This is a genomic window from Curtobacterium sp. NPDC098951, from assembly GCF_044759965.1.
In the GTDB taxonomy this organism is placed as follows: domain Bacteria; phylum Actinomycetota; class Actinomycetes; order Actinomycetales; family Microbacteriaceae; genus Curtobacterium.
Window position 1 is genome coordinate 285497 of the sequence record NZ_JBIWAG010000003.1, and the last position, 25007, is coordinate 310503.

General features: G+C 72.2%; 28 protein-coding genes. 19 read left to right on the forward strand and 9 right to left on the reverse strand.

The genetic code is table 11. The features are described 5' to 3' along the window. Nucleotides 1-131: 131 nt before the first annotated feature. Nucleotides 132-938 (reverse strand): SAM-dependent methyltransferase, encoded by an 807-nt coding sequence (locus tag ACIQUC_RS10340; RefSeq protein WP_402266402.1) that lies wholly within the window; start codon nucleotides 936-938, stop codon nucleotides 132-134. Between the two features lie 38 nt (nucleotides 939-976). Between ACIQUC_RS10340 and ACIQUC_RS10345 the strand changes: the two genes are divergently transcribed. Further along, nucleotides 977-1243: a hypothetical protein gene (locus ACIQUC_RS10345; protein ID WP_402266405.1), complete on the forward strand. Its 267-nt coding sequence runs from the start codon at nucleotides 977-979 to the stop codon at nucleotides 1241-1243. A 187-nt stretch (nucleotides 1244-1430) separates the two neighbouring features. On the opposite strand, the gene ACIQUC_RS10350 is transcribed toward ACIQUC_RS10345, so the two are convergent. The 3 genes from ACIQUC_RS10350 to ACIQUC_RS10360 all read right to left on the reverse strand — a co-directional run bounded on the left by ACIQUC_RS10350 (nucleotide 1431) and on the right by ACIQUC_RS10360 (nucleotide 4708). Then, nucleotides 1431-2336 carry a helix-turn-helix transcriptional regulator gene (locus tag ACIQUC_RS10350; protein ID WP_402266408.1) on the reverse strand — a complete coding sequence of 302 codons (906 nt, stop codon included), beginning with the start codon at nucleotides 2334-2336 and terminating at the stop codon, nucleotides 1431-1433. A 78-nt stretch (nucleotides 2337-2414) separates the two neighbouring features. Then, on the reverse strand, nucleotides 2415-3689 hold the full coding sequence (locus tag ACIQUC_RS10355) for a hemolysin family protein (RefSeq protein ID WP_402266411.1): 1275 nt from the start codon (nucleotides 3687-3689) through the stop codon (nucleotides 2415-2417). A gap of 83 nt (nucleotides 3690-3772) precedes the next feature. After that, the gene (locus tag ACIQUC_RS10360) at nucleotides 3773-4708 is read right to left on the reverse strand and encodes a M23 family metallopeptidase (protein ID WP_402266414.1); all 936 of its coding nucleotides are present in this window, start codon (nucleotides 4706-4708) and stop codon (nucleotides 3773-3775) included. 162 nt (nucleotides 4709-4870) lie between these two features. Here ACIQUC_RS10360 and ACIQUC_RS10365 point away from each other — a divergent pair, with 162 nt between their 5' ends. Further along, nucleotides 4871-5365, forward strand: coding sequence for a hypothetical protein (locus ACIQUC_RS10365; protein ID WP_402266417.1), 495 nt, complete (start codon nucleotides 4871-4873; stop codon nucleotides 5363-5365). 28 nt (nucleotides 5366-5393) lie between these two features. Here ACIQUC_RS10365 and ACIQUC_RS10370 read toward each other — a convergent pair whose 3' ends face one another. After that, the gene (locus tag ACIQUC_RS10370) at nucleotides 5394-5759 is read right to left on the reverse strand and encodes a hypothetical protein (protein WP_402266420.1); all 366 of its coding nucleotides are present in this window, start codon (nucleotides 5757-5759) and stop codon (nucleotides 5394-5396) included. 190 nt (nucleotides 5760-5949) lie between these two features. On the opposite strand from ACIQUC_RS10370, the gene ACIQUC_RS10375 reads away from it, so the two are divergent. After that, entirely contained in the window at nucleotides 5950-8160 is a 2211-nt protein-coding gene (locus ACIQUC_RS10375) for an NADP-dependent isocitrate dehydrogenase (protein WP_402266422.1), read from the forward strand. Nucleotides 8161-8313: 153 nt separating this feature from the next. On the opposite strand, the gene ACIQUC_RS10380 is transcribed toward ACIQUC_RS10375, so the two are convergent. Next, nucleotides 8314-8769, reverse strand: a complete 456-nt coding sequence (locus tag ACIQUC_RS10380; protein WP_402266425.1) for a DUF3817 domain-containing protein — start codon at nucleotides 8767-8769, stop codon at nucleotides 8314-8316. 89 nt (nucleotides 8770-8858) lie between these two features. On the opposite strand from ACIQUC_RS10380, the gene ACIQUC_RS10385 reads away from it, so the two are divergent. Together ACIQUC_RS10385 and ACIQUC_RS10390 are read left to right on the forward strand one after the other, a co-directional pair. Next, nucleotides 8859-9635 carry a ThuA domain-containing protein gene (locus ACIQUC_RS10385; RefSeq protein ID WP_402266427.1) on the forward strand — a complete coding sequence of 259 codons (777 nt, stop codon included), beginning with the start codon at nucleotides 8859-8861 and terminating at the stop codon, nucleotides 9633-9635. Further along, nucleotides 9632-10762, forward strand: coding sequence for a PP2C family protein-serine/threonine phosphatase (locus ACIQUC_RS10390; RefSeq protein ID WP_402266430.1), 1131 nt, complete (start codon nucleotides 9632-9634; stop codon nucleotides 10760-10762). The genes ACIQUC_RS10385 and ACIQUC_RS10390 overlap by 4 nt, the downstream gene beginning before the upstream one ends. Nucleotides 10763-10820: 58 nt before the next feature. Here the strand turns inward: ACIQUC_RS10390 and ACIQUC_RS10395 are convergent, their stop codons facing one another. Beyond that, the gene (locus tag ACIQUC_RS10395; RefSeq protein ID WP_402266433.1) at nucleotides 10821-11246 is read right to left on the reverse strand and encodes a hypothetical protein; all 426 of its coding nucleotides are present in this window, start codon (nucleotides 11244-11246) and stop codon (nucleotides 10821-10823) included. 91 nt (nucleotides 11247-11337) lie between these two features. Here ACIQUC_RS10395 and ACIQUC_RS10400 point away from each other — a divergent pair, with 91 nt between their 5' ends. The 8 genes from ACIQUC_RS10400 to ACIQUC_RS10435 all read left to right on the forward strand — a co-directional run bounded on the left by ACIQUC_RS10400 (nucleotide 11338) and on the right by ACIQUC_RS10435 (nucleotide 18333). Next, nucleotides 11338-11997: a ScbR family autoregulator-binding transcription factor gene (locus ACIQUC_RS10400; RefSeq protein WP_402266436.1), complete on the forward strand. Its 660-nt coding sequence runs from the start codon at nucleotides 11338-11340 to the stop codon at nucleotides 11995-11997. 178 nt (nucleotides 11998-12175) lie between these two features. Further along, on the forward strand, nucleotides 12176-13054 hold the full coding sequence (locus ACIQUC_RS10405; protein WP_402266439.1) for an aminoglycoside phosphotransferase family protein: 879 nt from the start codon (nucleotides 12176-12178) through the stop codon (nucleotides 13052-13054). 60 nt (nucleotides 13055-13114) lie between these two features. Beyond that, nucleotides 13115-13726, forward strand: coding sequence for a hypothetical protein (locus tag ACIQUC_RS10410; protein ID WP_402266442.1), 612 nt, complete (start codon nucleotides 13115-13117; stop codon nucleotides 13724-13726). Next, nucleotides 13723-14418 (forward strand): DinB family protein, encoded by a 696-nt coding sequence (locus ACIQUC_RS10415; protein ID WP_402266445.1) that lies wholly within the window; start codon nucleotides 13723-13725, stop codon nucleotides 14416-14418. Before ACIQUC_RS10410 ends, ACIQUC_RS10415 begins: the two co-directional genes overlap by 4 nt. A gap of 205 nt (nucleotides 14419-14623) precedes the next feature. Beyond that, on the forward strand, nucleotides 14624-15271 hold the full coding sequence (locus tag ACIQUC_RS10420; protein ID WP_022905976.1) for an ABC transporter permease: 648 nt from the start codon (nucleotides 14624-14626) through the stop codon (nucleotides 15269-15271). After that, nucleotides 15258-16535 carry an ABC transporter ATP-binding protein gene (locus ACIQUC_RS10425; RefSeq protein ID WP_402266448.1) on the forward strand — a complete coding sequence of 426 codons (1278 nt, stop codon included), beginning with the start codon at nucleotides 15258-15260 and terminating at the stop codon, nucleotides 16533-16535. The genes ACIQUC_RS10420 and ACIQUC_RS10425 overlap by 14 nt, the downstream gene beginning before the upstream one ends. After that, nucleotides 16532-17293, forward strand: a complete 762-nt coding sequence (locus tag ACIQUC_RS10430) for an ABC transporter permease (protein WP_022905974.1) — start codon at nucleotides 16532-16534, stop codon at nucleotides 17291-17293. The genes ACIQUC_RS10425 and ACIQUC_RS10430 overlap by 4 nt, the downstream gene beginning before the upstream one ends. Continuing rightward, nucleotides 17290-18333: a glycine betaine ABC transporter substrate-binding protein gene (locus ACIQUC_RS10435; protein WP_402266451.1), complete on the forward strand. Its 1044-nt coding sequence runs from the start codon at nucleotides 17290-17292 to the stop codon at nucleotides 18331-18333. Before ACIQUC_RS10430 ends, ACIQUC_RS10435 begins: the two co-directional genes overlap by 4 nt. 131 nt (nucleotides 18334-18464) lie before the next feature. Here the strand turns inward: ACIQUC_RS10435 and ACIQUC_RS10440 are convergent, their stop codons facing one another. Next, entirely contained in the window at nucleotides 18465-19094 is a 630-nt protein-coding gene (locus ACIQUC_RS10440) for a TetR/AcrR family transcriptional regulator (protein WP_022905972.1), read from the reverse strand. 80 nt (nucleotides 19095-19174) lie between these two features. Between ACIQUC_RS10440 and ACIQUC_RS10445 the strand changes: the two genes are divergently transcribed. The 3 genes from ACIQUC_RS10445 to ACIQUC_RS10455 are packed head-to-tail and all read left to right on the forward strand — an operon-like array spanning nucleotide 19175 to nucleotide 21731. After that, nucleotides 19175-19903 (forward strand): ABC transporter ATP-binding protein, encoded by a 729-nt coding sequence (locus ACIQUC_RS10445; RefSeq protein WP_022905971.1) that lies wholly within the window; start codon nucleotides 19175-19177, stop codon nucleotides 19901-19903. Then, entirely contained in the window at nucleotides 19900-21177 is a 1278-nt protein-coding gene (locus tag ACIQUC_RS10450) for an ABC transporter permease (RefSeq protein WP_402266455.1), read from the forward strand. Before ACIQUC_RS10445 ends, ACIQUC_RS10450 begins: the two co-directional genes overlap by 4 nt. A gap of 26 nt (nucleotides 21178-21203) precedes the next feature. Continuing rightward, nucleotides 21204-21731, forward strand: a complete 528-nt coding sequence (locus tag ACIQUC_RS10455; protein ID WP_402266458.1) for a GNAT family N-acetyltransferase — start codon at nucleotides 21204-21206, stop codon at nucleotides 21729-21731. Nucleotides 21732-21746: 15 nt separating this feature from the next. Here ACIQUC_RS10455 and ACIQUC_RS10460 read toward each other — a convergent pair whose 3' ends face one another. Beyond that, nucleotides 21747-22022, reverse strand: a complete 276-nt coding sequence (locus ACIQUC_RS10460; RefSeq protein ID WP_402266461.1) for a hypothetical protein — start codon at nucleotides 22020-22022, stop codon at nucleotides 21747-21749. A gap of 103 nt (nucleotides 22023-22125) precedes the next feature. Here ACIQUC_RS10460 and ACIQUC_RS10465 point away from each other — a divergent pair, with 103 nt between their 5' ends. The 3 genes from ACIQUC_RS10465 to ACIQUC_RS10475 all read left to right on the forward strand — a co-directional run bounded on the left by ACIQUC_RS10465 (nucleotide 22126) and on the right by ACIQUC_RS10475 (nucleotide 24988). Continuing rightward, nucleotides 22126-22797: a hypothetical protein gene (locus ACIQUC_RS10465; protein ID WP_402266464.1), complete on the forward strand. Its 672-nt coding sequence runs from the start codon at nucleotides 22126-22128 to the stop codon at nucleotides 22795-22797. A gap of 299 nt (nucleotides 22798-23096) precedes the next feature. Continuing rightward, complete coding sequence (locus tag ACIQUC_RS10470; protein WP_402266466.1) at nucleotides 23097-24542, forward strand: phytoene desaturase family protein; 1446 nt, start codon at nucleotides 23097-23099, stop codon at nucleotides 24540-24542. A gap of 2 nt (nucleotides 24543-24544) precedes the next feature. Further along, nucleotides 24545-24988 carry an SRPBCC family protein gene (locus tag ACIQUC_RS10475; protein ID WP_402266469.1) on the forward strand — a complete coding sequence of 148 codons (444 nt, stop codon included), beginning with the start codon at nucleotides 24545-24547 and terminating at the stop codon, nucleotides 24986-24988. Nucleotides 24989-25007 lie beyond the last annotated feature (19 nt).

The following is a 25007-nucleotide window of genomic DNA, read 5'->3' on the forward strand; positions in this document are numbered from 1 at the left end:
GGCGGAGGGTCTCAGGGTTCGATGACGGCGGCCGCACCGCACGGTGCGACCGGGGGCATCACGCCCTGATGTCGGCGAAACGGGCGCCGACCACCTCCTGGAAGCTCACGGGACCAGCCTACGTCGACGTGTCAAGCGCGCGGCGGCACCGCGGTGACGAGGACGAGTGAGCCCACCCGTGACGGCTGCGTCCGGAGGGCGCCGTGCGCACGGTCCCAGTCCCCGGAGTCCAGCGCGTTCCGGAGCGCCGCGACCGAGCGGCGTGCGGTCAGCTCGTCCACGAGGCCCCAGGCGGGGTCGGCCCGCCGCGCCGCCGCGTCGAGGAGCCGCTCCGGTCGGGCGTAGTACGCCTCGGAGAACCCGTCGACGCACGTGAACGGGATCGGCAGCGGGGTGGTCGTGACGGTGTCCCCGGCGAGGGCCGCGGCGATGCGGCCCACCGGCGGGTACCGCCCGGCCTCGGCCGCGGTGACCTCGGGGGCGTACTCGGCGAGCCAGAAGTCCGGGACGCGGTCGGGGTCGGACGTCAGGACCACGATCGGACCCTGAGTCACCCGGCGCACCTCGGCGAGTCCCCGCTCGGGGTCGACCCACCCCTCCACGGGGAACGTCACGACCGCGGCGTCGAAGCGGTCGGCCGGGAACGGCAGCGCCCAGGTGCCGGATCCGTCGGAGTCGCTGGTGGTGTCGGTGGTGGCGTCGGTGTCGCTGGCGGCGTCGGTGTCGATCGCGTTCGTCGACGTCGCCGCGGTGACCGCGCGGTCGGCGGGCACGGAGGACACCGCGCCGTCACCCACCTCGAGGACCGTCCGGGCGTCGCCGAGGGCGGTCGCGACCGCCCGGACGAAGGACGGCTCCGGCCGGCGGTACTTCCGGTGGTCCTGCTCGGCGCGAACGGCTCCGGGCTCCCCCGCTGGGCCGTCCGCCGTCCTCGTCACGGCCCCAGCCTACGGACGGTGCCTGCTACCGTCGCCCCATGATCTCCGGGGGATTCGCCGTCGTCAGCCTGCTGTACGTCGCCTTCGTCGTGGCGCTCGCCGTCCTGACGGTCGCGCTCATCGTGCTCGTCTTCGCGGCGATCCGCGTGCTGCGCCTCTCCGCGACGGAGCGGGTGCTGCGCATCGAGCGGCTGCGGTACCGGGCGATCGTCGACGGCATCGCCGGCACCGACGACGGCAGTGCCGCGACCGACGACGGTGGCGCGGGCACGGACGCGACCGGTCCTGCGGCTCCCACCACCTGACACCGCCCCTGGCGATCCGCCGTGACCGTTCTGGTTCGGGGATCCCGGGGATCGCGAACCGGAACGGTCAACGACGCGACGGCACGGGTTGCCGAGCGGCCTCACCGGACCGATCGACCGTGACCGGACCGATCCACCGTGACCGGACCGATCCACCGTGACCGTTCGGGCCCACGGGGGCTCCGGGTCAGTCGACCGACTCGGTCTCCGACGCGCGCAGTGCCGCGTAGTGCTCGGCGCGTTCCGTGGCGGCCCACGACCCGAGGAGTGCCAGCGAGCGCTCGGACTCGCTGCCGGGTTCGGCCGAGTACGAGAACATCACGAGCCCGGGGTCCGCGACGAGCTCGAGGGCCTCGTAGTCGAGCCGGAGTTCGCCGACGATGGGGTGCACGATCCGCTTCTTGCCGGTGCGGTGCATCCGGACGTCGTGCGCGGCCCACCAGGTGCGGAACTCCTCGCTCCGGGTGGACAGTTCGCCGACGAGGGTCACGAGCCCGGGCTCGCACGGGTTCGACACCGCGGCCGCGCGGAGGATCGCCACCGCGTCCCGGGCGGTCTGCGCCCAGTCCGCGAAGAACTCCTTCGCCGCCGGGTCGAGGAACGTGAAGCGGGCGGTGTTCACCGGGCGCCCGGGTCCGGCGAACATCGGCGCGTACAGGGCACGACCGAGGTCGTTCGTCGCGACGACGTCGCCGCGCTCGTTCCGCACCCACGCGGGCGCTCCGGTGATCGAGTCGAGCAACCGCTGCACCCCGGGCCGGACGCGGGTCGGGACGTTCCGGTGCATCACCTTCACGCCGGAGTTCGCCAGGCGCGCGAGGTCCCACAGGTGGACGCGCTCGTCCTCGTCGAGCTGGAGTGCGGCGGCGAGCCCTTCGAGCACGCTGTCCGACACGCCCTTCAGCGAGCCCCGCTCGAGGCGCGTGTAGTAGTCGACGCTCACCCCGGCGAGCATGGCGACCTCGTGGCGTCGCAGCCCCGGCACCCGCCGGACGCCGCCGCCGAACGAGGGCATGCCGACCTGCTCGGGGGTGAGCCGCGCCCGCCTCGAGGACAGGAAGTCGCGGATCTCGTTGCGCACGTCGATACCCATGCGACGAGCGTACGTCCCGTGCCTGGTACCCCGGCAGGCCCTGCCCGTACCCGGGAGGCCCTGCCCGGGACCGCGACCTCAGGCGGCGACGTCCGCCGTGATGCGCACCCGGGCCACGCGGTGCCCGTCCATCGCGGTGACCTCGAGCCGGTACCCGTCGACCTCGACCACGTCGCCGACCTCGGGCACGCGGTCGAGCGCCACCTGCACCAGGCCGCCCACCGTCTCGTAGTCACCGTCCGGCAGCGTCGGGCCGCCGTCGGCGGCGAGGTCCTCGAGCACGGTCGCCCCGTCGACGCCGTCGTGACGGGCCGCCTGCTCGTCGAACTCGGCGGCGTCCCACTCGTCCCGGATGCGTCCGACGAGGTCCTCGAGCAGCGCCTCGAGCGTGACCATCCCGGCGCTCCCGCCGTACTCGTCGACGACCAGGGCGATCTGGTGGCCTTCGGTGCGCATGTCCGCGATGGCGCTCGACAGCGACTTCGTCTCCGGCAGCGCGAGCACGGGACGGACGAGGGTCGACACCGGCCGGGTGGGGTCCTCGGGTCGCAGCAGGTCGCGCAGGTGCACGAACCCGGCCACGTCGTCGCGCGAGCCCTCGGTCACGAGGTACCGCGTGTGGCCGACCTCGATGGCGTGGTCGGTGGCCTCGGCGATGGTGGTGTCGGCGGCGATGGTCGCGACGTCGAACCACGGGCGCATCGACTCGCGGAGGATCCGGTCGCCCGCGTCGAGGGCACTCCGGGCGATGCGGCGGCCCTGGGCGTCGATGGCGTCGTGCTCCTCGACGAGGCCGCGGAGCTCCTCGGTGCTCATCGACTCGCTCCGGGCGTCCGGGTCCCCGCCGAGCAGTCGCACCACGGCGTCGGTCGACTTCGAGAGCAGCCAGATCACCGGGCGCATGAGGGTGGCGAACCGGTCGAGCGTCGGCGCCACGGCCATCGAGAAGCCCTCGGCCCGCTGCAGGGCGAGCCGCTTCGGCACGAGCTCGCCGAACACCAGCGACAGGTAGGCGATCACGAGGGTCATGAGCACCAGTGCGACCACCTCGGCCGCGCCCTGCTCGAGGCCGATGCCGGTGAAGAGCGGGGCGACGTCCGGCGCGATCGAGGACGCACCGTAGGCGGCAGAGAAGAACCCCGCGACGGTCACGCCGATCTGCACGGCGGACAGGAAGCGGTTCGGGTCGCGACCGAGCTCGGCGACCCGCATCCCCCGCGAACCGCGACGCTCGAGCTGCTGCAGCTGTGACTCGCGCAGGGAGACGAGGGCGATCTCGGCCGCTGCGAACACGCCGCCGACGAGCACGAAGAGGACCACGAGCCCGAAGGCGATCCAGGTGTCGGCTCCCATCAGCGGGCCACCGGCTCAGATCGGCGTCGGGCGGGCGGTCTGTGGCAGTCGTCCATGCCTGTGACTCTGCACAGGAAACCTGATCAAGCGGTGAGGGAACGCCCGATGCGCGCTTCGAGCCAGGCCTCTGGGTCGATCGGCGTCACGCCGTCCATGAGGACTTCGAGGTGGAGGTGTGCGCCCGTGGAGACGCCGGACGACCCGACCTTGCCGATGAACTGCCCCGCCTCGACGGTGTCGCCGGCCCGGAGGGGCGAGGAGCCGGGGATCATGTGCCCGTAGAGCGTCGAGACCTTGCGGCCGTCCACGACGTGGTCGATGATCACCGCGGTGCCGTACGAGAAGTACGTGCCGGAGACCCGGACGGTGCCCGCGGCGACGGCGCCGATCGGCGCACCCATGCCCGGGTTGAAGTCGAGGCCCTGGTGGAGCGAGGAGCAGGCGCCGCAGGGAGCCGCACGGTAGCCGAAGCCCGAGCTCATCCGCACCGGACCGGGGAAGGGCGAGCGGATCTCGCCGCCGTAGGACACCGACGTGCCGGGGGTGCCCGTCGAGCCGCCGCCGACCGTGAACCCGTCGCGGTCGAGGGCCGAGGCGGCGATCGCCTGCGTGACGGCGTAGTCCTGCGTGCGCACGGACGGCGCGAGGGTCGCGGTCGCGATCGAGGTGCCGACGCTCGCGTGCGCGGGCATCGCGGACGCGGCGAACATGGCGAGGGCCGCCAGGGCGCTCGTGAGGGTGATGCGGCTGGCGCGGCGGGACCGGGAGGCGCGGGTCGCGCGGACGACGGCGGGCGCGGTCGGCGCGGGTCGGCGGACGACGCGCTGGACGCGGGGGTCGACGTGCTCGGTCGCGGCGCGTGCGGCTGCCGTGCGACGACCGGTCGGCACCGGCTTCGATGCACGCTCGCGGCGGGCCGGCTTCCGGGCTGCGGCGCGCTCGGCCTCGAGGGCGGCGCGACGGGACAGGTGCACCACCGGGGTGTCCGGGTGCTGGTCGAGTTCGCGTGCAGTCGTCATGGCCGCCCACCATTCTGCACGACTCTGTCGCTTTGTACAGGTCCTTTCGTGATCTCATCGTTACCGAGTGCTGGGAGGGTGCTGATCCCCGAGGCCCGCGGCGGACCCCGACGACGCCCGGTCAGTAGTGTCCGCAGTGAGCGAGCCGAAAGGACCCTCCACATGGCCCGAAGACCGCGCGAGCGGCACGAACCGGTCGACCTGGGCACGGCCCACGTCGTGCTCGCCGGCACGCAGGAACTCCTCCCCGTGCTCCGCACCGCTGCCGTGCGGGCTGGTGTCGACGCGGCTCGGATGCGGGTGGTCGGGGTCGACGACCTGCCGGACCCCGCCGAGACGTGGGACGCCGAACTCGCGGTCATCGCGATCCGTCGACCGGGCGACGATCCCGCGTTCCACCGCGCGCACGAGGCCGCCGAGATGATCGACCCGCTCCTGGCGCCGCACGCCGTCCGGATCGTCGTGACGGTGTCCGGGCTGACGCGTCTCGCCCCGAAGATCGAGCGGACGCTGACGTCCGAGGTCCTGCACCAGATCGGCGCGGCGTCGGCGCCGTCCGGGTTCGAGCGTCCGTTCCGGACCTTCCGGATGCGCCTCGGGCTCGCGGCGCTGAAGACCGCCGGTGTCCGCGTGTTCCGGGTGCGCATCGGCGAGTGACGCGCGCAGTCCGGGTCGGACCGGGCGGTCAGTCCCCGTCCGGCTCCGGGGTGTGGGCGGACGAGGCGTTCACCGCGTGGTGCGGCGGGGCGACGTGGGCGACGAGTGCCACGCTCCCCGCGGCGAGGACGAGCGCGAGCGTGCCCGCGGTCACGGCGGTCCCGATCCGCCGCAGCCGCGAGCCCGACCCGCGGTCCCGCGGCGCGAAGCGGGCGAGCCCGCGCCGGGGCGTCGGCCCCACCAGCCAGGGTCCGGAGCCGTCCTCGTCGTAGGAGAACGGCCCCGAGCCGTCCGGTGCGTACCGGTACGGTCCGCTGCCGTCCACGGCGTAGGCCGAGCGGAGGTCCTCCGCGGACCAGCCGAAGTCCTCCGGTGTCTGCCGTGTCGTCGCCATGTGCGCCTCCTGGTCCGTGTGTCGCGGAAGACCAGTCGACGGGACGTCCCTATGAGTCGCCAGTGCGCCTCCAGGAAGCAGACCGAGCATCCGCTCCACGCAGGCGGCACCATGTATCTTGATGTCGAGACATCCCGCTGCGCGAGTAGCGTGGACGTACCGACGGTCGAACAAGGGAGTACCCGCCAGCATGGCCAAGATCATCTACACCCTCACGGACGAGGCGCCGTTCCTCGCCACCCACTCCTTCCTCCCGGTCATCCAGGCCTTCGCCGGCACCGCAGGTGTCGACGTCGAGACCCGCGACATCTCGCTCTCCGGCCGGATCATCGCCCAGTTCCCGGAGCGCCTCACCGCCGAGCAGCGCCTGGACGACGCCCTCGCCGAGCTCGGCGACCTGGCGAAGACGCCCGAGGCGAACATCATCAAGCTGCCGAACATCTCGGCGTCGATCCCCCAGCTCAAGGCCGCGATCAAGGAACTCCAGGCGCAGGGCTACGACCTGCCGGACTACCCCGACGAGCCCGCGACCGACGAGGAGCGCGACACCCGCGCCCGCTACGACCGCACCAAGGGCAGTGCCGTCAACCCGGTCCTCCGCGAAGGCAACTCCGACCGTCGTGCCCCGCTCTCCGTCAAGAACTACGCCCGCAAGCACCCGCACCGCATGGGCGCCTGGAGCCACGACTCGAAGACGAACGTCGTGACGATGGGCACGGACGACTTCCGCTCGAACGAGCAGTCCTGGATCGCCCCGGCCGACGACGTCCTGACGATCGAGTTCGTGGGCAGCGACGGCGAGACCACGGTCCTGAAGCAGTCGATCCCCGTCCTCCAGGGCGAGGTCGTCGACGGTACGGTGCTGCACGTCCGCGCGCTCGAGGCCTTCCTGCGGGACCAGATCCGCGCGGCCGAGGAACAGGGCGTGCTGTTCTCAGTGCACCTCAAGGCCACGATGATGAAGGTCTCGGACCCCATCATCTTCGGGCACGTCATCCGGGCGTTCTTCCCGAGCGTCTTCGAGCGGTTCGGTGCCGACCTCGCCGCCGCCGGGCTCAACCCGAACGACGGCCTCGGCTCGATCCTCGCCGGGCTCGACGCCGTGCCGAACGGTGCGGAGATCAAGCAGGCGTTCGCGGACGGCATCGACGCGGGCCCCGAGCTCGCGATGGTCGACTCCGACAAGGGCATCACGAACCTGCACGTCCCGAGCGACGTCATCGTCGACGCCTCCATGCCGGCGATGATCCGCACCTCCGGCCACATGTGGGGTCCGGACGGCGAGGAGCACGACACCCTCGCGGTCATCCCGGACTCGAGCTACGCGGGCATCTACCAGGCGACCATCGAGGACTGCCGGGCCAACGGCGCCTTCGACCCGGCCACCATGGGCTCGGTCCCGAACGTCGGGCTGATGGCGCAGAAGGCCGAGGAGTACGGCTCGCACGACAAGACCTTCGAGGTCCCGGCCGCCGGCCGCGTCCGCGTGGTCACGAGCGGCGGCGAGACGGTCATCGAGCACGAGGTCGAGGCCGGCGACATCTGGCGCGCCTGCCAGACGAAGGACGTCGCCATCCGCGACTGGGTGAAGCTCGCCGTCACCCGCGCCCGTGCCACCGGCTCCCCCGCGGTGTTCTGGCTCGACGAGAGCCGTGCGCACGACGCGAACCTCATCGGCCTCGTGCGGACCTACCTCGGCGAACACGACACCGACGGCCTGCAGATCGAGATCATGTCGCCCGAGGACGCGATGCGCTTCTCGCTCGAGCGCATCCGCCGGGGCGAGGACACCATCTCCGTCACCGGCAACGTGCTCCGCGACTACCTCACCGACCTGTTCCCGATCATGGAGCTCGGCACCTCGGCGAAGATGCTCTCCGTGGTCCCGCTCCTCGGCGGCGGCGGCCTGTTCGAGACCGGTGCCGGTGGTTCGGCGCCGAAGCACGTCCAGCAGCTCGCCGAGCAGAACTACCTGCGCTGGGACAGCCTCGGTGAGTTCCTCGCGCTCGCGGTCAGCCTCGAGCACCTCGCGGGCGTGACCGGCAACGAGCGCGCGAAGATCCTCGGCGAGACGCTCGACCGTGCCACCGGGACCTTCCTCGACGAGGACAAGTCGCCGGGGCGCAAGCTCGGGTCGATCGACAACCGCGGCAGCCACTTCTACCTGGCGAAGTACTGGGCCCAGGAGCTCGCCGCGCAGACGCAGGACAGCGACCTGGCGGCGTCGTTCGCCGAGATCGCCGCGAAGCTCGACGCCCAGGAGCAGCAGATCGTCGAGGAGCTGAACGGTGTGCAGGGTCACCCGGCCGACATCGGCGGCTACTACCGTCCCGACGACGCCAAGACGAGCGCGGTCATGCGCCCGTCCGCGACGCTGAACGCGACGCTCGCCGCGCTGTAGGCGCGAGCGACGACGGACGGGAGGCGCGGTGCCGGCTGGCACCGCGCCTCCCGTCCGTCCGTGCGCGCGCCGCGCCGCTTCGTGTGCAGCAATGGTCGGGTCCGCACCACGAACCCGACCATTGCTGCTCACGAAGTGAGCGCGCGCCGCGCGTCAGGTGCGGGACGGGACGGGCGGGCCCGCCGCCAGCAGCACCACGAAGACCAGAGCAACCACGACGACCCCGATCACGACCGCCAGGAGCGGGCGGCGCACCACGAAGAACAGCAGGCGGTCCCAGAAGCCCGAGCGACCGTCGGCGGACCGGCGCCAGTCCCCGTCGAGCATCCCGCGCCGTGCGACGGCGACCTCGAACGGCACGGTCGCGTACGGCACCACGGCACTCGCCCACCCGAGCACGAGCGCGCCTGCCGACCACCGCTGGTTCACCGCGACGACGGTGGTCACCACCAGGTACGCCAGGAACACGAACCCGTGCACCCCGCCGCCGATCCGGACGCCCCAGTCGCCGGCGTCCAGCCCGTACTTCAGCACCATCCCGGCGATCAGCAGGGTCCAGGTCACGAGTTCGGCGACCGCGGCGGCGCGGAACAGGGATCGGGGAGTCATGCCCACATCGTCGCGGACGCCTCCCGGGAAAGCCCCGACACTCCGGTGGTCGTATCGATTCGACGACCAGGCGGACTAGCGTGGGAGCCATGTCGACGCCGACCGAATCCCGTCCCCTGAACATCGTCGTCTGGAACGAGAACGTGCACGAGAGCCGGGGTGACGAGACCGTCGTCGGGCACTACCCCGACGGCATGCACACCGTCATCGCCGCCGCGCTCCGCGAGCACCACCCGGACGCGACCGTGAGCACCGCCACCCTGCAGGAACCCGACCACGGCATCACCGCCGAGCGCCTGGCCACCACTGACGTCCTGTTCTGGTGGGGTCACGCCGCCCACGACGAGGTGAGCGACGCCGTCGTCGACCTGGTCGTCGACGCCGTGCACGCGGGCATGGGCCTCGTGGTCCTGCACTCCGGGCACTACTCGAAGCCGTTCAAGCGGCTGATGGGCACGACCTGCTCGCTGAAGTGGCGCAACGACGGGGAGCGCGAGCTGGTCTGGACGGTGGCGCCCGAGCACCCGATCGCCGCGGACGTCCCGCACCCGATCGTCATCGACCGCCAGGAGATGTACGGCGAGTACTTCGACATCCCGCGCCCCGACGAAGAGGTCTTCCTGTCGACGTTCGCCGGCGGCGAGGTCTTCCGCTCGGGCGTCGCGTACCGCCGCGGCCTCGGGAAGGTCTTCTACTTCTCCCCCGGCGACCAGGAGTACCCGGTGTACCACCACCCGGACGTCCAGCGGGTGCTGTCGAACGCGGCCGCGTGGGCGGCGCCCGTGTCCGAGCGGCGCGAGCTCACCGCCGACCCCCACCCGCGGGACTGGTTCCTGGGCGAGGGTGCGGGTAGACAGGACGGGTGACCCACCTCGACGCCGCAGCGCACCGGTCGGCCGTGATCGAGGCGCTCGGCGTGCTCGGGAGCGGCCCCGAAGAGCGCTTCGACCGCATCACCCGCATGACGCAGGAGGCCTTCGGCGTCCCGCTGTCCTTCCTCAACATCGTGCACGACGGCCTGGTGACGGCGCAGTCGACCCAGGGCTGGCACCAGGGCCGCAGCGCGCCGGCCGAGCAGGTGTTCTGCTCGACGACGGTGCTCGACGCTGCGCCGATCGTGGTGCCGGACGCCACGCTCGACCCGCGGTTCGCGCACCTCGCGGCCGTCACCGAGCAGGGGATCCGGTTCTACGCGGGCGCACCGCTGTCGATGCTCGACGGCACCCGCGTCGGCACCCTCTGCATCATGGACGCGGTCCCGCGGACGATGTCGCCGGAGGACCTCGACCTGCTCCGTGACCTCGCACGGTGGGCGGAACGGGAGCTCGGCCACGTGATCGAGCGCGACCGGGTCCGGCGGGTCGTGGACAGCCTCGTCCCGGAGCCCGTCGACGTCCCCGGGTACGCACTCCACGCCCTGGCACTCCCCCGCGAGGACTCCGGCGACGTCTCGGACTGGCGCGTCGCAGCGGACGGCCGCCTGCACTGCACCGTGGGTGCCGTCCCGGTCGCCGGTCGGGCCGCGGCGCTCCTCGCGGCCGCGGTCCGGGCGGCCGTGATCGCACGCACCGACGTCGACACCGTGACCGCGATCGAGGGCCTGGAGGCGCAGGTCGCCGCCGACCTGTCGGCTGCGGACACCGTCGCATCGCTCTTCCACCTGCGGCTCGACCCCGCGTCGGGGCACGTCGCGTACGTGGACGCCGGGCACGGCCTGGCGGCCGTCGTGCGCGCGGACGGCGGCACCGAGGTCCTCCGGTCACGCGACCTGCCGATCGGCCTGCAACCCGCGGGGACCCCGCGGACGACGGGGACCGTCGAGCTCGCACCGGGCGACCGCGTCGTGCTGTGCACCGACGGACTGCTGGCCGCGGTCGGGGGCCTCGACGCCCTGACCACGTCGGTGCGGACCGCCGACGACGTCGCCGACCTGGTCGAACGCGTCCGGGGCGACGCGGCGGTCGGCACGCTCCTCGTGCTCACGCGCGACTGACCGCCGGGCGCCCGGATGCCCGGTCGCGCGGGTGCCCGACGGCCCGGACCCCCGGTCGTCAGCGCTGCGCGGGCTTCGCCGTGAGCGACACGACGAGGAGCGTCGCGAGCATGCCGAACCCGGCGAGCTCGATCCCGAGCCCGGCGAGCTGCCAGTAGGCGCTCGCGACGACCTGCGGCCGGGTGATCGACTCCGGCCACCACCCGTCGACGAGCGGGAACACCGCGGGGAACGGGTCGAGCCCGAACACGACGAGCCCTCCGAGCAGGAGCACCACCCCGAGCGCCGCCATGGCACCACGCGACCGTCGGAGCATCCACGCGACGAGTGCTGCGGCGATGCCGGCCAACCCGACGACGGCGATCGCGAACGCCAGCACGACGACGGTCTGCGGCGCGAGCGCGACCCAGTCGAGCACGGCGATCGGCAGCAGCAGCCACCGCCCCGTCCGGGCCCAGCGCGCGGGGTTCCGCCATCCGTCCATGTCGGGAACCGTACGACAGCCGACCGGGGAGGATCCCGGACGCCGGCCGGACGCCGCCTGGGCGCTGTCGCGTCGGTACGCTTGCAGGATCATGGCGCAGGAGAGCGGGACGCGGCAGCAGCGAGCGGTCGAGACCCGCGCCGCGATCCTCGACGCCGCGGCGGGCGAGTTCGACGAGCGGGGCTACCTCGGCACCTCGATGGACGCCGTCGCCGAGCGGGCCGGCCTCACGAAGGGCGCGCTCTACTTCCACTTCACCTCGAAGGCGGACCTCGCCGGTGCGGTGGTCGCCCGGCAGCACGAGGTCTCCCGGCAGTACGGCGAGGCGGCCGTCGCGCGCGGCACCACCCCGCTCGAGGTGCTCATGTGGCTGTCGCAGGGGCTCGCGTCGCAGATGGTCCACGAGACGGTCGTGAGCGCCGGCATCCGGCTGTCCACCGACACCGCTGCGCAGGGCGTGGCACGGCGCGACCCGTACACCGACTGGATGCAGGTCATCGCCGACCTCGTCCGGCAGGGCATCGACGCCGGCGAGGTCGACCCGGCGTGGGACGCGGACCTCGTCGGCCGGGTCGTCATCCCCGCCTACACGGGCGTGCAGACGGTCTCCGACGTCCTCGCCGACCGCTCGGACCTGTACGAGCGGCTCCGCGAGCTCTGGACGGTCCTGCTCGCCGCGATCGTCACGGACCGGGTCCGTCCGGAGATCCCCCGACTCGTCGGGATGATCGCCCCGCTCCCGCTCGACTGAGCGAACCCCTCGACTGAGCGAACCCGCTCGACCGAGCACTGAGCGGACTCCCTCGACCGAGCGACGCGGGTCCCCCCACCGACACCCACGTCGCTGACCGCTCCGAGCATACCCAGCGGTAGGTTTGCGCTCACGCCCCCGTTCACGGGTCCGCCGCGGTCCGGGCTAGCCTGACCCGATGGCCACCCCCGCTGCCGAGGTCGACGTCGACGTCCCGCTCGTCGCCGCCCTGCTCCGTGACCAGCACCCCGACCTCGCCGACCTCCCGATGGCGATCGCCGCGAGCGGGTGGGACAACGTCGTGGTCCGACTCGGCGACCTGCTGGCCGTCCGGCTCCCCCGCCGCGCGGCCGCCGCGACCCTCATCGAGCACGAGCAACGCTGGCTGCCCGGGATCGCGCAGCGGGTGGCCCCGATCGTGCCGGTGCCGGACCCGGTCCGCACCGGTCGACCGGCCCTCGGCTACCCGTGGTCGTGGAGCGTGGTCCGATGGCTCCCGGGCGAACCGGCCGGCGAGCGACCGGGCGGGGTGCACGTCGCCGAGGCGCTCGCCGCGTTCCTCGGACTGCTGCACGTCCCGGCACCCGCCGACGCCCCGGTGAACCCGGTCCGGGCGGTGCCGCTCGCGACCCGGAGCGAGGCGGTGCTCACGCGGCTCGCGACGGCGGACGTGCCACGGGCCCGCGCACTCGCGGCAGTCTGGCGGACGGCGGCGGCGCTGCCGGCGTACGCCGGGCCTCCCGTCTGGGTGCACGGCGACCTGCACCCCTTCAACGTGCTGTTCGACACGGCGCCCGACGGCGGTACCCGCCTGTCGGCGGTCGTCGACTTCGGCGACGTGACGGCGGGCGACCCGGCGGTCGACCTCGCCACCGCGTGGCTGACGCTCGACCGGGAAGCGCGGCGCACCTTCCGCGCACGCGTCGCGGCCGACGACGAAACCTGGGAGCGGGCCCGCGCCTGGGCCGTGTCGATCGGTTCGGCACTCCACCTGTCCGACGACCGCGCGTTCCGTGTCGTCGCCCACCGGGTGATCGGAGAAGTGCTGGACGACTGAGTCCGCGCGGGGCTATCGTGACCGCACCAATCCGTGCACGTGAAGATCGGAGGGGCCGTCATGACCCTCGAGTTCCGCGTCCAGCACGACGTCGCCACCGACGCCTCTCCCGTCCCGTCCGCCCCGACCCGCACCGGCATCCGCGGGCTCCTCGACCGCCTCGCAGCGCGCCGCACCGCGGCACGCGAGCGTCGTCTCGAAGCCCGTCTGCAGGAGCTCGACGACCTCGCCAGGCTGCTCTCCGGTGCCCGCGGCGTCATCGAACGGGGGTGGATCCAGCACGCGTGGTTCGCCTACGTCGACGAGCACGGACGGATGCGGAAGGCCTCGAGCGCCGCCGCCATGGACGTGCAGGGTCGGCCACTCGTCGCCGCGTGCCTGGTCGGCTCGGTCGTCTCCGCGGCGGGCGGCCCGCACGCCGTGCACTCGCAGCAGGTCCAGCGCGCCCTCGACCTGGTGTGGCACGCGCTCGCCTCCGACGAGGGAGCGCCGGTGCTGTGGTGCCCGGCACCGGACGTCCGGATGGGACGCGTCCGCGACCTCACGAGCTGGAACGACGCACCGACGCGCAGTTCCGGCGAGGTGGCCGGTCTCCTGCTCACCGCCGAACGCGTCGCCGTGACCGAGTCGCAGCGCGTGCGTGACCGCGCGGTGGCACGATCGAGGGCATGACGCGCACCGACCCGGTCCCCGAGGTCCACCCCGCACCGGCAGCACCGACCATCGCCTCGAGCGGTGGGTCGATGCTGTCGGACGAGGGCGTCGCGACCGGTGTCGACGCCGCCGCGCGCAAGCGGACGCTGCACCGTTCCCTGCAGAAGCAGCGCGCCGCGCTGATCGCCAAGCTCGACGGACTCGCCGAGCGGCAGGCACGGTGGCCCGTCACGCCGACCGGCACGAACGTGCTCGGGCTCGTGAAGCACGTCGCGGGCGTGCAGGCCCGGTACTTCGGCGAGGTCTTCGGGCGTCCGCTGCCGGATCCGCCCGCCTGGCTCGAGTCCGAGGACGGCGACGACATGTACGCGTCGCTCGACGAGACCCTGGACGAGATCGTCGCGTTCCACCACCGCAGCGCCGCGCACACGGACGCCACGATCGAGGCGCTCGACCTCGACAGCCGCGGGGTCGTGTCCTGGTGGCCGGAGGACCGCCGCCAGGTGACCCTGCACCGGATCCTCGTGCACATGGGCGCCGAGACCGCCCGGCACGCGGGCCACGCCGACATCGTGCGCGAGATGCTCGACGGACTCGCCGGCGACGGGGACGGCAACCTCGCCGAGAAGAGCCCCGCCGAGTGGGTCGCCTGGCGCGAGCACCTCGTCGACCTCGCCGAGCGATCCGGGCTCCGCGACCTCGACGCATAGCCGACGACGGCTCGGGATCGTTACCGTTCTCCCAGCTACACGCGCCTGAAGCCTTGCTGACCTGGGGTTTATTCCTTGACGGATCCGCAGGATCACCCCGGTTCGGACGTTTGCAGGTGTACAACACTCGTCGCGCTGCCTAGGTTCGAAGGCACCTGTGCCCCGACCCGTGGGTACTTCGGCCGACCGGGAGGAGCGCTTCCGCGTGTTCCAGTTCATCGTGGAGCGATGGGACCAGATCTGGTTCGCGTCGTGGCAGCACTTCTCGCTGGTGGTCCAGTGCACCGTGCTCGCGACCGTCATCGCCGTGGTGCTCGCCACCCTCGTCTACCGCAGCCCCCGGCTGACCTCCGTCGCGAACGGGGTGTCCGCGATCGGCCTGACGCTCCCGTCGTTCGCCGTCATCGGTCTGCTCATCGTGCCCCTCGGGTTCGGCGTCGTACCGTCCGTGACCACCGTGGTGTTCTTCGCCGCGCTCCCGATCCTGCGCAACGCCGTCGTCGGACTCGCCGAGATCCCGCCCACCGTCGTCGAGTCCGCGCGCGGCATCGGCATGAGCCGCTTCCGCACGCTCGTGCAGGTGGAGCTGCCGATGGCGTGGCCGATCATCCTCAGCGGCGTCCGGGTGTCGGCGCAGATGGTGATGGGCATCGCCGCGATCGCCGCGTACGCACTCGGTCCCGGGCTCGGCGGCTTCATCTTCTCGGGCCTCTCGCGCCTCGGTGGTGCGAACGCCCTGTCCTCCGTCGTCGTCGGCGTGGTCGGTGTCGTGATCATCGCCTTCGTCCTCGACCTGCTCCTCATCGGCCTCGGCCGCCTGACCATCTCGAGAGGTATCCGTGTCCAGCACTGACCCCGCCACCACCACCGCTCCCGACGGCGACGTCACCGGCCGGAGCATCCTGCTCGACGAGGTCACCAAGCGGTACCCCGGCCAGCAGAAGCCCGCCGTCGACGGCATCACGCTCGAGATCCCCGCGGGCAAGATCGTCATGCTCGTCGGTCCCTCCGGCTGCGGCAAGACGACGACGCTCAAGATGATCAACCGACTCATCGAACCGACCGAGGGACGCATCGTCGTGGGCGACGACGACGTCACCGGGATCGACGCCGACGAGCTCCGTCGCCGGATGGGCTACGTCATCCAGGCCGGCGGACTCTTCCCGCACATGACGGTCGCGGCGAACATCGCGATCGTGCCGAAGATGCTCGGCTGGTCCAAGGAGCAGATCGCGGCCCGCGTCGACGAACTGCTCGACCTGGTCTCGCTCGACCCCGACACGTACCGCGACCGCTACCCGCGGGAGCTCTCCGGCGGGCAGCAGCAGCGCGTCGGCGTCGCCCGGGCGCTCGCCGCGGACCCGCCCGTCCTGCTCATGGACGAGCCGTTCGGTGCGGTCGACCCGATCACCCGGCAGCGCCTGCAGGACGAGCTCCTCCGCATCCAGGAGGAGCTGCACAAGACGATCGTGATCGTCAGCCACGACTTCGACGAGGCCGTGAAGCTCGGCGACTGGATCGTGATCTTCACCGAGGGTGCGCACATCGTGCAGTACGACACCCCGGAGCGGATCCTCGCCGAGCCGGCGAACGAGTTCGTCGAGAACTTCATCGGGTCCGGCGCCGGGCTCAAGCAGCTCACGCTGAACCGGGTCCGCGACGTCGAGCTCGCACCGGCGGTCACCTGCTCGCCCGGCGAGGAGACGAAGGCCGTCCTGCAGCGCATGCAGGAGGCCGGCGGTCACGGGCACGCCGTCGTCGTCGACCGTCGTCAGCGTCCGATCGGGTGGCCGACCCGCCGTCAGCTCGAGCGGCTGGACCGGATCCCGGAGGGCATCGAGCCCGACCTGCCCGTCGTGGGCGAGGCGGCGACCCTGAACGACGCGCTCGACACCATGCTCGTCTCGAGCGCCGGTGCCGCGCTCGTCACCGGCCGCGGCGAGGCGTTCCGCGGCGTCATCACGGTCGAGGTCGTCATGGACGCCATCACCCGTTCGCGCGCCGCCGCCGCCGAGGAGCAGCAATACGCCCCGGTCGGCACGAACACCAACCCGATCGAGACCATGCCCTCGTCGCCCGCCGCCCCGACGACCGCGCCGTCCGGGGAGGACCTGTGAGCGCGGTCGCCGCCGGACCGGCCACGGGCGCCAGCACGTCCTGGAAGGGCCTGCTGTTCCAGCCGATCGCGATCCTCGTGGTCCTCGCGGCGTTCGCCGTGTGGCTCGCGACCGCGGACCTCACCGCCACCGAGCGGGGGACCCTGAACCCGTCGACCATCCTCGACCTGACCGGGCAGCACCTCGTGCTGACCCTCGAGGCCACCGTGCTCGTGCTCGTGATCGGGATCCCGCTCGGGGTCGTCCTCACCCGCGGGCCGCTGCGTCGGATCAGCCCCGGGGTGATCGCCGTCGCGAACTTCGGCCAGGCGGCGCCCGCCGTCGGTCTGATCGTCCTGCTCGCGGCCTGGCTCGGGCTGAACTCCTGGTCGGCCGTCGTCGCCCTCGTGCTCTACGCCATCCTGCCGGTGCTCCGGAACACGATGATCGGCGTGCAGAGCGTCGACGCTCGGCTCGTCGAGGCCGGACGGGGCATGGGGATGAGTGCCTTCAGTGTGCTCATGAAGGTCGAGCTGCCGCTGGCCGTCCCGGTCATGCTCTCCGGCATCCGCACCGCCCTCGTCCTGCTCGTCGGCACCGCGAGCCTGGCGACCTTCGTCGGCGCCGGCGGCCTGGGCCTCCTCATCACCACGGGGGTGACGCTGTTCCTGCCGAAGGTGCTCGTCTCCGGGGCGCTCCTCGTGGCGCTCCTCGCCCTGTCCATCGACTGGCTCGGCCGCGTGGTCGAGACGGTCGCACGACCGAAGGGACTCCGATGACGCACGCCGACGCGCGCGACGCACGCCGCGCCTCCCGTCCGACGTTCCGCCGCCGCATCGTGACCGCCACCGCCGTGGCGGGCGCCGCCGCGCTCGCACTGACGGGCTGCGGACTCCAGCCGGCGACGTCCTTCGTGCCCGCCGCGGACCCGGGATCGATCCAGCGGATCGACGACCTGCCCGCCGGGGCGCACCTCACGGTGACCTCGAAGAACTTCACCGAGCAGCTCGTGCTCGGCAAGATCGCCGTGCTCGCCGCCAAGGCCGCCGGCTTCGACGTGACCGACGAGACGAACGTCCCCGGCAGCGTCGCGGTCCGCGAGCTGATGACCTCGCACGCGGCGGACTTCACGTACGAGTACACCGGCACGGCCTGGCTGACCTTCATGGGGCACAGTGAGGGCATCCCGGACAAGACCGAGCAGTGGGAGGCGGTCAAGCAGGAGGACGCGGGCAACGGCCTCACCTGGCTCGAACCCGCTCCGATGAACAACACCTACGCCTTCGCCGTCCGCGACGAGGCCGTGTCGGAGCTCGGCGACGTCAAGACACTCTCCGACATCACCAAGCTGCCCGTCAGCGAGCGCACCTTCTGCGTCGAGTCCGAGTTCAACTCACGCGCGGACGGCTTCAAGCCGATGCTCGAGAAGTACGGGCTCGAGCTCGGCGGCTCGGGCGAGAACGGCATCCCGCGCGGCAACGTCAGCATCCTCGACACGGGCACGGTCTACGCGGCGACCGACCGTGGCAAGTGCAACTTCGGCGAGGTGTTCACCACCGACGGCCGCATCAAGTCGCTCGGCCTGACGGTGCTCGAGGACGACAAGGGGTTCTTCCCGGCCTACAACGTCGCTCCGGTGCTCGACTCGGAGACGCTCGAGGAGTACCCGCAGCTCGCGGACGTCTACGATCAGATCTCGCCGAAGCTCACCGACGCCGTGCTGCAGGAGCTGAACCGGCAGGTCGACGTCGAGGGCCGGGAGCCGGCGGACGTCGCCTTCGACTGGATGGTCAAGGAGGGCTTCATCACGAAGCCGTGATGCGTGCGGCGCGTGCGGCGCGCTCGCATCGTGAGCACAAATGGTCGGGTCCGCGCGCGGCACCCGACCATTTCTGCTCACCATGTACGGACTGGAGGCGCGGGGCGGGCCCGTCACGCGCCTCCCGTCCGCTACCGGGTGGTGATGCGCGCAGCGGTGTCGCGGATCGACGCGACGACCGCGGCGCGGACCGCGTCGGGGTCCGACCCCTCGTGGCGTGCCGAGCTGCGCAGCCCGGTCATGCACATGCCGAGCAGCATCTCGGCCGCCTGGGGGGTGGCCGCGTCCGGACCCCACGCCGGGTCCCGCTCGAGGATCGTGCGGACGGCACCCGTCATCGCCTCGGCCACCGTGGTCATCCGCGAGACCTGCCGGCGCATGAGCTGCGGGAACCGCACGATGACCTCCTTGCGGGCGAGCCGTTCGCGCTCGTCGCCGAAGGACTCCCCGAACACCAGGAACGCCAGGTCGACCACGGCCTGCGCCGCCGGTTCGCCCTCGACCGCGGCCAGGTGTGCGGCGAGCGTCTCAGGGGCGAGGTCGAGCTCGGTGTGCCCGAGGACCGCGTCCTCCTTGCTCTCGAAGTAGTTGAAGAACGTCCGGGGCGACACCTCGGCGCGCGCGGCGATCTGCTCGATCGTGGTGCGGTCGATGTCCTGTTCGAGGGCGAGCGTGCGTGCGGCCTCGGCGATGCGGTGCCGGGTCTCGAGGCGTTTGCGGTCGCGGAGGCCCATCTCGGAGGCGGGCGCGGTGTCGGGCATGGCCCGACTGTAACCGGAACGTCACATGGTTTACAGCAAACGCAAACTTGCAGTCGTGCAGTGGACAGTACGGTTGGCGCATGACCACTCCCGTGCTCGAGGCCCGTGGCCTCGCCAGGACCTACGGCCGCGGCGCGACGCGGTTCGACGCGCTCAAGGGGGTGTCGCTGCAGGTGGACCAGGGCGAGAGCCTCGCCATCGTCGGCAAGTCGGGTTCCGGCAAGTCGACGCTCATGCACCTGCTCGCGCTGCTCGACAAGCCCTCGGCCGGCCAGGTGCTGCTCGACGGCACCGACGCGGCGACGCTCAGCGCACGGCAGGTCAACCGCACGCGGAACAGCACGTTCGGGTTCGTCTTCCAGCAGTTCTTCCTGACGCCGAAGACCTCGGTGCTCGAGAACGTCGTGCTCCCGCTGAAGATCGCGGGCGTCACCGGCGCCGAGCGGAAGCGCCGGGGCATGGCCGCGCTGGACGCCCTCGGGCTCGCCGACAAGGCGAAGAACGACGCGAACGACCTGTCCGGCGGGCAGAAGCAGCGCGTGGTCATCGCACGAGCCCTGGTGGGGGAGCCGAGCGTCATCTTCGCCGACGAACCGACCGGCAACCTCGACACGAACACCGGTCAGGTCGTCGAGGACATGCTCTTCGGCCTGCAGCGCGACCGGGGGATCACCCTCGTGGTCGTCACCCACGACGAGGAGCTCGCCGAACGCTGCGACCGCCGCGTCAACGTCCGCGACGGACTCATCGTGGGCGGGGACGATGCCGTCGACGCCGTCGCCACCGGGCACGGGAGGCACTCCGCATGAACGTCCTCGACCTCTTCCGCACCGCGGTCGCGAACACCTTCCGGTCGAAGCTCCGCACGACGCTCACCGTCATCGCGATCTTCATCGGCGCGTTCACCATCACCCTGACCTCGGCCATCGGCACGGGCGTCAGCAACTACATCGACACCCAGGTGGCCTCCATCGGCGACACCGGGTCGCTGACGATCACCAAGGCCGTCGAGTCCTCGACCGACTCGGGGCCGGCGAAGTACGACCCCGACGAGTCGAGCCAGAGCGTCGACCGCGGGCCGGCGTCGTTCGCGTACCTGTCGCAGTCCGACGTCACGAAGATCGAGGACGTCGCCGGCATCGAGAGCGTCCGTCCGGCCGTCGCCCTCAGCACGAAGTGGGTCGAGTACGGCAGTGCGGGCAAGTACGTCGTCGACATCGCGGCGAACGCGGGGGAGCTCGACGCCGACCTCGCCGCGGGGAAGCAGCTCGACGACTCGTCCTCCGCCGGCAACCAGGTGCTGCTGCCGACGAACTACCTGAAGAACCTCGGGCTCGGCAGCGCGAAGGCCGCGGTCGGCAAGGACCTCACCATCGCGGTCGACGACTACCAGGGCAAGGAACACACCCTGACCGCCACGGTCGCGGGCGTGCAGAACGAGTCGCTGTTCGGCGGCGGGGCCGGTGCGAACGCAGCGCTCACCGACGCGATGCAGGCGGCGCAGGAGACCGGCAAGCCCTCGTCGATCGCCACCTCGTACGCCAGCGCCACCGCCACCCTCGACAGCGGCGCGTCGGCGACCACCGTGAAGAGCGCCCTGTCGAAGGACGGCTACACGGGCCAGACCATCCAGGACCAGCTCGGCCAGTTCCAGACGGTCATCAACGGCATCGTCGGCGTGCTGAACGCCTTCGCCGTCATCGCACTCGTCGCGGCCGGGTTCGGCATCATCAACACGCTGCTCATGAGCGTGCAGGAGCGCACCCGTGAGATCGGACTGATGAAGGCGATGGGGATGGGCGGCGGGAAGGTCTACACGCTGTTCTCGCTCGAGGCCGTGTTCATCGGGTTCCTCGGCAGCGCGATCGGCGCGGGCGTGGCGATCCTGCTCGGCACCGGGATCTCGAACGTGCTCGCCGGCACCGTCCTCAAGGACCTGCCGGGCCTGCAGATCATGCAGTTCGCGCCGTCCTCGGTGATCACGATCATCCTCGTCGTGATGTTCATCGCCTTCCTCGCGGGCACCCTGCCCGCGCGTCGGGCCGCTCGGCAGAACCCGATCGAGGCGCTCCGGTACGAGTAGGCGCGCGCGTGCCTAGTCTCTGAGGGGTGGCGGCGTTCGGACGGGACCTCGGGGACGGGTACACGCTGACGCTGCGCGACCTCACGACCGTCCGGCCGCTGCACGAGCTCGTCGTCGCCAACGCCGACCGGCTGCGCGCGGCGGAACCGTGGGCGTGGCAGGAGCAGACCGTCGAGACGATCGGCCTGCACACCGAGCGCCTGCTCGCGCAGTACGCGATGGACCGGGCGCTCCCGTGCGTCATCCGGCTGGACGACCGGGTCGTCGGTGCCGCCTCGCTCGCCTTCGACCCCTACCTCGGGCAGGCATCCCTCGGCTACTGGGTCGATGCGGGCCAGGAGGGACGGGGTGTCGCCCGGCGGGCGGCCACCGTCCTCGTCGGGGTCGCCCGGACCCGCGGCTCGGCCCGGGTGGAGATCCGGACCGCCGTGGACAACCGCCGGAGCCGTGCCCTCGCCGAGCGGCTCGGCTTCGCGTACGAGGGCACCCTGCGGAGCGCGCTGCCGCTCGGGCCGGTGCGGGTCGACGTCGCCGTGTACGGCCTCGTGTTCTGAGTCGGGCGCTCCGGTTCAGCGGCCCTGGGTGACCCCGGTCCAGACTGCGAGCGCCCCGCCGACGACGAACAGCGCGAGCAGCAGGATCCAGACCGCCAGCGCGACGAGGTTGAGCAGGATCCCCCAGCCGGCACGACCACGGGCGAACGGCTCGCGGCTCCGCGAGGCGACGCCGAGGCACAGCCCCACGATCGGCGCGACGAACGTCCACCCGGCGAGCAACGAGCAGATGCCGAGCACGAGACTCGCCGTGCCGAGACCGGTGCGGGGGGATTCCGAGATCGTGGCCATGCACCCGACGCTACGGGTCCGTGGGAGGCGGGTCGTCCCTCCCGAGCGTGATCCGGGTCCACCTGCGGACGGATGGTCACCCGACGCCGGTATCGTCGACTGCATGGCCTTGTTCGGACGACGCAGCAAGCACGACGTGCGCGACCGGCCCGTCAGCCAGGTCGAGCTGAAGCGAGCGGTCGACGAGGGTTTCCTCATCGCCAAGGCCGCCGTCACCATCGCCGTCGGCAACCGGATCATCACGAACGCGCTGCGCGACGAGGGGTACTTCGACCACGCCGTGATCGCCGAGGCCGCGCGCGAGGAGCTCCACCGCATGGCCGACGAACAGCGCGGCGACGCCGCCCGGATGCGCGACATCCGGTCGCGGTCGAGCAAGCAGAAGGGGCGCTCGCGGCACCAGCACGACTACCGCCGCGGCGACGACCTGAAGCTCCGCACGCGTGAGGCGACGTACGAGCAGCTCGCGACGATGCTCGACAAGCGCCGGGACGACAAGGGGTTCGTCGACGGCATCGTCCTCGCGGCCCGGGCCCGGGCGTGGGACGACATCGGCACGACCGTCGTCGGGCGGCTCGGGTGGGCGCAGCGTCCGGCGGACGACTACGAGGTCGGACGGGACGACCGGCTGCAGCAGATGCTCGACGAGGACTTCGCGGCGCTCCTGGCCGAGCACCCGGTGGGGTCCACCGCGCTGGACGCCGACGAGCCCGACGCTGCGGACGCGGGCGACGACGGATCGGACCCCGCCGACCCGGACGCGGCGCGCGTCTGACCTGTCAGGCTGCCAGGACGGCAGAGCCTCCGACACGTTCCCGGGTCCTGTCGCCGAAGCGGGTCCATCGTCCTCGGCGCGCGCGGCAGGATGCGTTGAATCCGTCGGCGCGTTGACCGTTCCGGTTCGCGATTCCCGGGGTTCGTGAACCGGAACGGTCAGCGGCGGAACCGGGAACGGCCCTGGACCGCGCCCGACGACGGACCTAAGGCGTGGGGCGGCACCGAACCGCGCCTCCGGTCCGCAGCGGACCGTCCCGACCGAGACGGCGCGCAGCAGCGGTCCCTAGGCTCGGGTGCATGGTGGATGCGGTGGTCGTCGGAGCGGGGCCGAACGGACTCGCGGCGGCGGTGACGCTCGCACGTGCGGGGTTGTCGGTCGAGGTCGTCGAACGCGGCGACACGATCGGCGGTGGCGCACGGACCGCCGAACTCACGCTGCCCGGGTTCCGGCACGACGTGTGCTCCGCCGTGCACCCGATGGCGCTGCAGTCCGAGTTCTTCCGGCGCTTCCGGCTCGAGGACCGCATCGAACTCCGCCTGCCGGAGGTCCAGTACGGGCACCCGCTCGACGGTGGGCGCGCCGGCATCGCGTACCGGGACCTCGCTCGCACCGCGGAGTCGCTCGGCGTCGACGGTCCCGCGTTCCGGCAGCTCATGGCGCCCCTGTCCGGCAACGCCGACCAGGTCGCCGACTTCGCCACCGACGCGCTGCTGCACGTCCCGCGGCACCCCCTCACGGTCCTCCGGTTCGGACTCCGCGCCCTCGAGCAGGGAACGAGCGCGTGGAACCTCCGCTTCCGCGACGAGGTCGCGCCCGCCATGGTCTCCGGGGTCGCGGCGCACTCGATCCAGCACATGCCGTCCCTCTCCACCGCCGCCGCGGCGCTGTCGCTCGGCTCCTACGCGCACGCCCGGGGCTGGCCGGTCCCGATCGGCGGCAGCCAGGCGATCGTCGACGCGCTCGCCGCGGACCTCGTCGCGCACGGCGGCCGGATCGAGACCGGCCGCGAGGTCCGCTCGCTCGGCGACCTCACGCCGGCCAAGGCGGTGCTGTTCGACACGAGCGTCCCCGGCATGCTGCGGATCGCGGGGAAGCAGATCCCGACGCCGCGGCGCGGGGCCCTCCGTCGGTTCCGGTTCGGCAACGCCGCCGCGAAGGTCGACTTCGCGCTCTCCGACCCGGTGCCGTGGACGAACGCGGCGCTCCGCGAGGCCGGCACTGTGCACATCGGCGGGACCCGTGCCGAGATCGCCGCTGCCGAGGGCGCGGTCGCGCGTGGTGCGCACGCCGAGCGGCCCTACGTGCTCGGTGCCGAGCCCACCGTGGTCGACCCGAGCCGCGCACCGGCCGGCAAGCACGTCTTCTGGGCCTACGCGCACGTGCCGGCAGGGTCCGACGTCGACCAGACCGAGGCGATCACGCGGCAGATCGAGCGCTTCGCACCGGGGTTCCGCGACACCGTCCTGCAGTCGAGCAGCCGCACCGCGGTCGACATGGGCGCGTACAACCCGAACTACGTCGGTGGCGACATCGCCGCCGGCGCCGCGAGCTTCTGGCAGCTGGTCAAGCGCCCGGTGCTGTCGTCCGACCCGTGGCGGATGGGCGGTGGCATGTACCTCTGCTCCGAGGCGTCCGCCCCGGGCCCCGGCGTGCACGGCATGGCCGGCTGGCACGCGGCACGGAGCGCCCTGCGACACACGTTCGGGCTCACCGAGCGCGTCGATCTCACACCGGAGGACTGACCATGGCGAAGAACCTCCGCATCCTGCACTGCCGCCCGGAGGACGTCTTCGACGTGTTCTCGGACGGTTGGCTCTTCACCACCTGGGTCGTCGGCGCCTCGCGCATGCGCGGTCAGGACGAGGGGTGGCCCGCGGTCGGCACCCGCCTGCACCACTCGTTCGGCATCTGGCCGCTCGTGATCGACGACGTGACGACGGTCCTCGAGTGGGACGCTCCGCACCGCATGGTGATCCAGCCGAAGGGGTGGCCCCTCGGCGAGGCCCGGGTCGAGCTCGTCGTCGAGGAGCACCGACGGGGCTGCAAGGTCACCATCGTCGAGGACGCCGTGGCGGGGCCGGGTGCCTGGGCGCCGGACGTCCTGGTGCAGCCGATGATCTGGATCCGGAACCGCGAGACGTTGCGACGGCTCGGCTGGGTGGCCGCGGGTCGCGCCGCGACCGCCTGAGGGCCTGGAGGCGCGGATC

What these genes read in the sequence shown, in the direction of transcription:
- ACIQUC_RS10445 (WP_022905971.1), top strand. Translation starts at nt 19,175, where the DNA reads ATGACCACTCCCGTGCTCGAGGCCCGTGGCCTCGCCAGGACCTACGGC.
- ACIQUC_RS10375 (WP_402266422.1), top strand. Translation starts at nt 5,950, where the DNA reads ATGGCCAAGATCATCTACACCCTCACGGACGAGGCGCCGTTCCTCGCC.
- ACIQUC_RS10435 (WP_402266451.1), top strand. Translation starts at nt 17,290, where the DNA reads ATGACGCACGCCGACGCGCGCGACGCACGCCGCGCCTCCCGTCCGACG.
- ACIQUC_RS10355 (WP_402266411.1), bottom strand. Translation starts at nt 3,689, where the DNA reads ATGGGAGCCGACACCTGGATCGCCTTCGGGCTCGTGGTCCTCTTCGTG.
- ACIQUC_RS10400 (WP_402266436.1), top strand. Translation starts at nt 11,338, where the DNA reads ATGGCGCAGGAGAGCGGGACGCGGCAGCAGCGAGCGGTCGAGACCCGC.
- ACIQUC_RS10450 (WP_402266455.1), top strand. Translation starts at nt 19,900, where the DNA reads ATGAACGTCCTCGACCTCTTCCGCACCGCGGTCGCGAACACCTTCCGG.
- ACIQUC_RS10370 (WP_402266420.1), bottom strand. Translation starts at nt 5,759, where the DNA reads ATGGCGACGACACGGCAGACACCGGAGGACTTCGGCTGGTCCGCGGAG.
- ACIQUC_RS10415 (WP_402266445.1), top strand. Translation starts at nt 13,723, where the DNA reads ATGACGCGCACCGACCCGGTCCCCGAGGTCCACCCCGCACCGGCAGCA.
- ACIQUC_RS10405 (WP_402266439.1), top strand. Translation starts at nt 12,176, where the DNA reads ATGGCCACCCCCGCTGCCGAGGTCGACGTCGACGTCCCGCTCGTCGCC.
- ACIQUC_RS10465 (WP_402266464.1), top strand. Translation starts at nt 22,126, where the DNA reads ATGGCCTTGTTCGGACGACGCAGCAAGCACGACGTGCGCGACCGGCCC.
- ACIQUC_RS10475 (WP_402266469.1), top strand. Translation starts at nt 24,545, where the DNA reads ATGGCGAAGAACCTCCGCATCCTGCACTGCCGCCCGGAGGACGTCTTC.
- ACIQUC_RS10360 (WP_402266414.1), bottom strand. Translation starts at nt 4,708, where the DNA reads ATGACGACTGCACGCGAACTCGACCAGCACCCGGACACCCCGGTGGTG.
- ACIQUC_RS10440 (WP_022905972.1), bottom strand. Translation starts at nt 19,094, where the DNA reads ATGCCCGACACCGCGCCCGCCTCCGAGATGGGCCTCCGCGACCGCAAA.
- ACIQUC_RS10350 (WP_402266408.1), bottom strand. Translation starts at nt 2,336, where the DNA reads ATGGGTATCGACGTGCGCAACGAGATCCGCGACTTCCTGTCCTCGAGG.
- ACIQUC_RS10460 (WP_402266461.1), bottom strand. Translation starts at nt 22,022, where the DNA reads ATGGCCACGATCTCGGAATCCCCCCGCACCGGTCTCGGCACGGCGAGT.
- ACIQUC_RS10410 (WP_402266442.1), top strand. Translation starts at nt 13,115, where the DNA reads ATGACCCTCGAGTTCCGCGTCCAGCACGACGTCGCCACCGACGCCTCT.
- ACIQUC_RS10380 (WP_402266425.1), bottom strand. Translation starts at nt 8,769, where the DNA reads ATGACTCCCCGATCCCTGTTCCGCGCCGCCGCGGTCGCCGAACTCGTG.
- ACIQUC_RS10365 (WP_402266417.1), top strand. Translation starts at nt 4,871, where the DNA reads ATGGCCCGAAGACCGCGCGAGCGGCACGAACCGGTCGACCTGGGCACG.
- ACIQUC_RS10470 (WP_402266466.1), top strand. Translation starts at nt 23,097, where the DNA reads ATGGTGGATGCGGTGGTCGTCGGAGCGGGGCCGAACGGACTCGCGGCG.
- ACIQUC_RS10385 (WP_402266427.1), top strand. Translation starts at nt 8,859, where the DNA reads ATGTCGACGCCGACCGAATCCCGTCCCCTGAACATCGTCGTCTGGAAC.
- ACIQUC_RS10395 (WP_402266433.1), bottom strand. Translation starts at nt 11,246, where the DNA reads ATGGACGGATGGCGGAACCCCGCGCGCTGGGCCCGGACGGGGCGGTGG.
- ACIQUC_RS10345 (WP_402266405.1), top strand. Translation starts at nt 977, where the DNA reads ATGATCTCCGGGGGATTCGCCGTCGTCAGCCTGCTGTACGTCGCCTTC.